Raw genomic sequence first — 5,623 nt, 5'->3', positions numbered from 1 at the left:
ATGCGAGCAGGTGTAATTTCTTGTGATTTGCCCTCGTACTTGGCTTCGTAATCAAAAAAATCGTTCTCTGTGGTAATTTCTGTAATTGGTAAAACTTTAGGGTGGCCATTGTAGGTTATAACACCAACGGAAACTTCTGTACCATCTAAAAAGGCTTCAATAATAATTTCGTCATCTGCCAAGTAGGCATTTTCAATAGCTTTAGCTAAATCTTCTTTTTTGTGTACTTTAGATATACCAAAGCTACTACCAGCTTTGTTAGCTTTTACAAAGCAAGGTAGTCCAACTGTATTTATAATTTCTTCTTCTTTTATAACATCACCTTTATTTAAGTAATAAGAAGCAGCAGCTTTAATGCCATAAGGTTTTAATGTGCTAAGTAAATCTCTTTTGTTAAATGTAAGTGCGGCTTGGTAAAAATCACATGCTGTTTGCTTAACTCCAATTAAGTTAAAATAAGCTTGTAGATAGCCATCTTCACCAGGTGTACCATGAATAGCGTTAAACACACAGTCAAACTTTATTTTTTGTCCATTTTCTTTAATACTAAAATCACTTTTATCTACAGGAGACTCTATATCATTAGCATTTACATAAACCCATTTTTCTTTTAATATATGAATTCTATATAGGTTAAACTTGTTAGAGTCTAGGTATTTGTAAGCAACGTTTCCGCTTTTTAAGGATATTTTATACTCGTTAGAGTAGCCTCCCATTATAATGGCAATATTTTTTTTCATGGTAAATTAATAAGGGTCATTAATGCTAATAACAAATATCATTCTTTTAAATTAAAGAAAAAAGCATTGGGTTTTATATATTTGTGCGATAATATTATAGTTATGCGAAATTTTTTCAACTTTTTAAAAAGTAAAACATTAATAATACAATTAGGTATTGCACTAGGAGTAGTGGTTGTACTGGTGTTTGTTGCTTTGCAATGGTTAAAGTCTACAACAAATCATGGTGAATTTGTAGAGGTGCCAGATTTTTCTAAAATGGCAGTCTCTCAAATGAAACACGAAATAGATAAGGTAGGATTACGTTCTCAGGTATTAGATTCTGCAAATTATAACCCTAATTACCCAAGGTTTTCTATTATTGAACAAAATCCACCAGCAGGTAATAAAGTCAAAAAGAACAGGAAAATATATTTTACAGTAAACCCATCTGGATATAAAAAAGTATCTGTGCCACAAGTAATACAAAAAACAAAGCGTAATGCTACGTCTATGTTACGTGCTGTTGGTTTAGATGTTTTAAAGGTTACCTATGTAGACAATATAGGTGAAGATATGGTACTTAAAATAAAGTACAAAGGAAAACAAATTAAAGCCGGAGATAAATTACCAAAGACCTCTAAGGTAGAGTTGGTTTGTGGTAACGGTAACCACTAATAATAGTAAGCAACATAATATATGACTGAAGAAATTGGGCCACAAGCCAATGAAGATGAGCTTTATGAGCACCATAAAGTAGTTGCTTCTAAAGGGCAAGAGCCTTTACGTATAGATAAGTTTTTAATGAATTTTATTGAAAACGCTACACGTAGTCAAATACAAAAAGCCGCAAAAGATGGCCATATTTGGGTTAATAATGTGGTGGTTAAACAAAATTATAAGGTAAAGGCAAATGATGACATACGTGTTATGTTTACGCATCCGCCATATGAGTTTTTGCTGCAAGCAGAAGATATTCCTATAGACGTTGTTTATGAGGATGATGTGCTTATGGTTGTAAATAAACCAGCAGGTATGGTTGTGCATCCAGGACACGGAAATTACTCTGGTACTTTAATTAATGCTTTGTTGCACCATTGTAAAGATGAATTGCCAAACAATAGTAGTGATAGACCAGGTTTAGTACATAGGATAGATAAGGATACGTCTGGACTTTTAGTAGTTGCTAAGACTGAGGCAGCAATGACGTTTTTATCTAAACAGTTTTTTGATAAAACATCAGAAAGGGAATATGTAGCTATTGTATGGGGTAATGTTGAAAATGACGAAGGTACTATTGAGGGTAATTTAGGTAGACATCCAAAAAATAGATTGCAAATGCACGTTTTTCCTGATGGAGACGAAGGAAAAGAAGCAATAACTCATTATAAAGTTATAGAACGTTTAGGGTATGTTACGGTTATTTCTTGTAAGCTAGAAACTGGAAGAACACACCAAATTAGAGTGCATATGAAGCACATAGGGCATACATTATTTAATGATGAGCGCTATGGTGGAGAACGTATTTTAAAAGGAACAACCTTTACAAAATACAAACAGTTTGTAGAAAACGCATTTAAGATATTGCCAAGACAGGCATTACACGCAAAAACACTTGGTTTTGTACATCCTGTTACAAAAGAACTTATGCAGTTTAATACAGAAATACCAGAAGATATGGCAAGTGTTATAGAAAAGTGGAGGCATTACGCTAAGCATTCTCAATAACATTAGTTTTTACTATACTAGTATTTAAAATCTCTTTTACAGTTTGTGTAATAACATAAAAATGATGTTTATTTTTATACCAAATTAAAAATAAGATGAAGATTGTTATTTCGCCAGCAAAGTCATTGGATTTTGACTCTAAATTGCCAACAGAAGAATTTACAGAGCCTCAGTTTTTAAAACAAGCTAAAAAGCTAAATGAGGTTCTTAAAAAGAAATCGCCTAAGGCTATATCTGAGCTAATGGGTATTTCTGATAATTTGGCACAATTAAACTGGCAACGTAATCAAGATTTTACAATTCCTTTTACTGTAAAAAATGCAAGACCTGCTGTTTTTGCTTTTAATGGAGATGTGTATCAAGGTTTAGACGCGTATTCTTTACAGGAAGATAAATTAGCAATTTTACAAGATAAATTAAGAATCTTATCAGGTTTGTATGGCGTTTTAAGACCGTTAGATTTAATGATGCCTTACCGTTTGGAAATGGGTACAAAAATGCCGGTAGATACCAATAAAAACCTACACGAGTTCTGGAAAAAAGATGTTACAGAGTATTTAAATTCAGAATTAAAAGAAAATGAGGTTTTTGTAAACTTAGCTAGTAACGAATATTTTGGTGCAGTAGATAAAAAAGCATTAAATGCTACAATTGTTACTCCAGTTTTTAAAGATTGGAAGAATGATAAGTTAAAGGTAATAAGTTTTTATGCCAAAAAAGCAAGAGGTTCTATGGTGCGCTATATTATAGACACTAATGCAGAAACTTTAGATGATATTAAAAACTTTACCACAGATGGCTATGCTTTTAGTCAGGAGTACACTGAAAAAGAGAATATGCCAGTTTTTATTAGATAATAATATCTTTAAAATTCCGTTTTTTATGGTAGACAAATAAATGTTTCCTATGAAAAATAAAATTCTATTTCCTTTACTTGTATTAGTGCTAACTATTTTTAGTTGTGATGATAGGGATGACAACCTTGAAGCTGTTAATATTAGGATAAAAAATGTTAGTGAGGTAAATTATGATATGGTGCAAGTAAATGGAGATGCAGAAAATGTGTATACAAATGTTGCTTCAGGAGAAGTGTCTGAGTATTTTGAGTATGAAACGGCATACGCATACGCTTCAATTTTGATAGAAGCAGATGGTGAAACATATACATTGCAAGCAATAGATTACGTAGGAGAAACACCTTTGCCGCTAGGTTTTTATACTTATGAGCTTAATGTTGTAGAAGAAAATAACGGAGTAGAACTAAAATTAGTGGTTGACTAATTTTAGTTTTGCCTTTGTTTTTGAATATTCTCAGCAATTTTAATAGCTAAAGCTCTCTTTTTAGAAAGTAACTTTTCTATCTCAGATTCAAGAGCTACACGTTGTTTTTCTAATTCTACAGCTTCTAACAATAAAGCATTATTTTTTAATTCTATATCAGAAGAAATGGTGTTAATCCCGTTTTGAGTAAAAATGTCTAATGCGGTAATTGTATTTTCAACATCTAGCAGTGCTAGTTTAGCATAATGTCTTCCTAAATCCCAATCTTTAGGTGTTGCAGCTTTATCAATATTTTCTAATCCACTTAAAACCGAATTTTTAGCATCGGCACAATCACACTCTTTCATTAACTTTTTGGTTTTTTCAAGAGCAATAAAAGCTTTATTTGCATAAAATTTTTGGTGATCAAAATTATCAGCCTTTAAAGATTTTTTAGCATAGTTAAGTGCGTATGAACTTGCAGAGTAAGCATTATCGCAATTAGAAGTAGTTGTGCTTGTAAAAGATGTTGTTATTACAAGTGATATTAATACAAATGTACTTTTAAGCATATCCTGGGGGTTGGTTTTGTTTGTAACTTGTTATTACAAAGTTGGTTTTTTTTTGGTTTTTATTAAAAGTTATGTGGTAAACATAAGCAAAGTTGTGGTGTAAATGCCCTTTTATGTCGGTTTAACTGTAACTTTTTATAGATAAAAAGCATAACTGGTTGGTTTACTTCTTTTTATCTGGACTAATTTTTTCTTGTAAAGTTGGTTGTTTTTTAATTTTTCGTTTTCTTCTTGCACCGTAAGTGCCATTTATTATTTTTCCTCTTTTAGATTTCTTATCTCCTTTTCCCATAGTTTTTTTTAATTCTCTTAAAAGGTACTAAAATTATAAGAGAAAGTCAAGCTAAAAATAAAAACTACCAAGAATTAAATATGCAGTGTATTATGCTTATTACTTATTAAATAATTGTAATATAGGTAAAATAGTGATAATATGATACGAAATAACCCTGTTTTGTAAAATTTTAGTATTGTTAAAAACGCTTAAATAAAGTACCTTTGAAAACAGGGAATAAGGAGGTGATTTTGTTAAATTATTCTGAATGTGTTTGGGTAGTTTTATAAAATTATTGGAATTAATTAGTAAACACTAATAAATATAGTAATAAATGAAGATTAATAAGGTTTTAGTAGCAAATAGGGGAGAAATTGCAATCCGTATTTTTAGAGCTTGTGTAGAAATAGGCATTAAAACGGTTGGTGTGTACACCTATGAGGATCGCTATTCATTGCATAGGTATAAAGCAGATGAATGTTACCAAATAGGAGAAGATCATGAGCCTTTAAAACCATATTTAAATATAGATGCTATAATAGAGGTAGCTAAGGAAAATGGTGTAGATGCTATTCATCCTGGTTATGGCTTTTTATCTGAAAATGCAGAGTTTGCTCAGAAATGTGCAGACAATGATATTATTTTTGTTGGTCCAAAGGTGTCAGTACTAAAGTCTTTAGGAGATAAAATTACTGCAAAAGAGGTAGCGGTTGCTAATAACGTTCCAGTTATACAAAGTAGTAATAAAGATTTAACAGATGTAAGCATAGCAATTGAAGAGGCTAAACGTATTAGTTATCCTGTAATGTTAAAAGCTGCTTCTGGCGGTGGAGGCCGTGGAATGCGTGTAATACGTTCACAAGAAGAATTAGAAAAAGCTTTCCCTGAAGCCCGTAGAGAATCTTTAAATGCATTTGGAGATGATACTGTTTTTCTTGAAAAATTTGTAGAAAACCCTAAGCATATAGAGGTACAGATAGTTGCAGATACACACGGTAATATGGTACACTTGTATGAGAGAGATTGCTCTGTACAAAGACGTTACCAAAAAGTAATAGAATTTGCCCCAT

General features: G+C 31.7%; 8 protein-coding genes. 5 read left to right on the top strand and 3 right to left on the bottom strand.

Features of this window, described 5'->3' with window-relative positions; translation table 11 throughout:
* On the bottom strand, positions 1–740 hold a 740-nt coding region (locus tag ABJD66_RS06335; protein ID WP_348129464.1), incomplete at its 3' end, for a D-alanine--D-alanine ligase.
* 102 nt (positions 741–842) lie between these two features.
* Between ABJD66_RS06335 and ABJD66_RS06330 the strand changes: the two genes are divergently transcribed.
* The 4 genes from ABJD66_RS06330 to ABJD66_RS06315 all read left to right on the top strand — a co-directional run bounded on the left by ABJD66_RS06330 (position 843) and on the right by ABJD66_RS06315 (position 3,728).
* Complete coding sequence (locus ABJD66_RS06330; protein ID WP_100895095.1) at positions 843–1,397, top strand: PASTA domain-containing protein; 555 nt, start codon at positions 843–845, stop codon at positions 1,395–1,397.
* Positions 1,398–1,418: 21 nt separating this feature from the next.
* Entirely contained in the window at positions 1,419–2,447 is a 1,029-nt protein-coding gene (locus tag ABJD66_RS06325) for an RluA family pseudouridine synthase (protein ID WP_100895096.1), read from the top strand.
* A 95-nt stretch (positions 2,448–2,542) separates the two neighbouring features.
* Entirely contained in the window at positions 2,543–3,304 is a 762-nt protein-coding gene (gene yaaA, locus ABJD66_RS06320; RefSeq protein ID WP_348129459.1) for a peroxide stress protein YaaA, read from the top strand.
* Between the two features lie 49 nt (positions 3,305–3,353).
* Positions 3,354–3,728 carry a hypothetical protein gene (locus ABJD66_RS06315; protein ID WP_348129456.1) on the top strand — a complete coding sequence of 125 codons (375 nt, stop codon included), beginning with the start codon at positions 3,354–3,356 and terminating at the stop codon, positions 3,726–3,728.
* 2 nt (positions 3,729–3,730) lie between these two features.
* Here the strand turns inward: ABJD66_RS06315 and ABJD66_RS06310 are convergent, their stop codons facing one another.
* Both ABJD66_RS06310 and ABJD66_RS06305 read right to left on the bottom strand, forming a co-directional pair.
* Positions 3,731–4,279: a hypothetical protein gene (locus tag ABJD66_RS06310; protein WP_303545047.1), complete on the bottom strand. Its 549-nt coding sequence runs from the start codon at positions 4,277–4,279 to the stop codon at positions 3,731–3,733.
* A gap of 163 nt (positions 4,280–4,442) precedes the next feature.
* Positions 4,443–4,571, bottom strand: a complete 129-nt coding sequence (locus ABJD66_RS06305) for a 30S ribosomal protein THX (RefSeq protein WP_075695785.1) — start codon at positions 4,569–4,571, stop codon at positions 4,443–4,445.
* A 316-nt stretch (positions 4,572–4,887) separates the two neighbouring features.
* On the opposite strand from ABJD66_RS06305, the gene ABJD66_RS06300 reads away from it, so the two are divergent.
* On the top strand, positions 4,888–5,623 hold a 736-nt coding region (locus ABJD66_RS06300; RefSeq protein ID WP_348129451.1), incomplete at its 3' end, for a biotin carboxylase N-terminal domain-containing protein.

Origin of the sequence: Cellulophaga sp., assembly GCF_039943695.1 — a bacterium.
GTDB lineage: Bacteria > Bacteroidota > Bacteroidia > Flavobacteriales > Flavobacteriaceae > Cellulophaga.
This window is presented reverse-complemented; position numbering and strand designations above follow the sequence as displayed.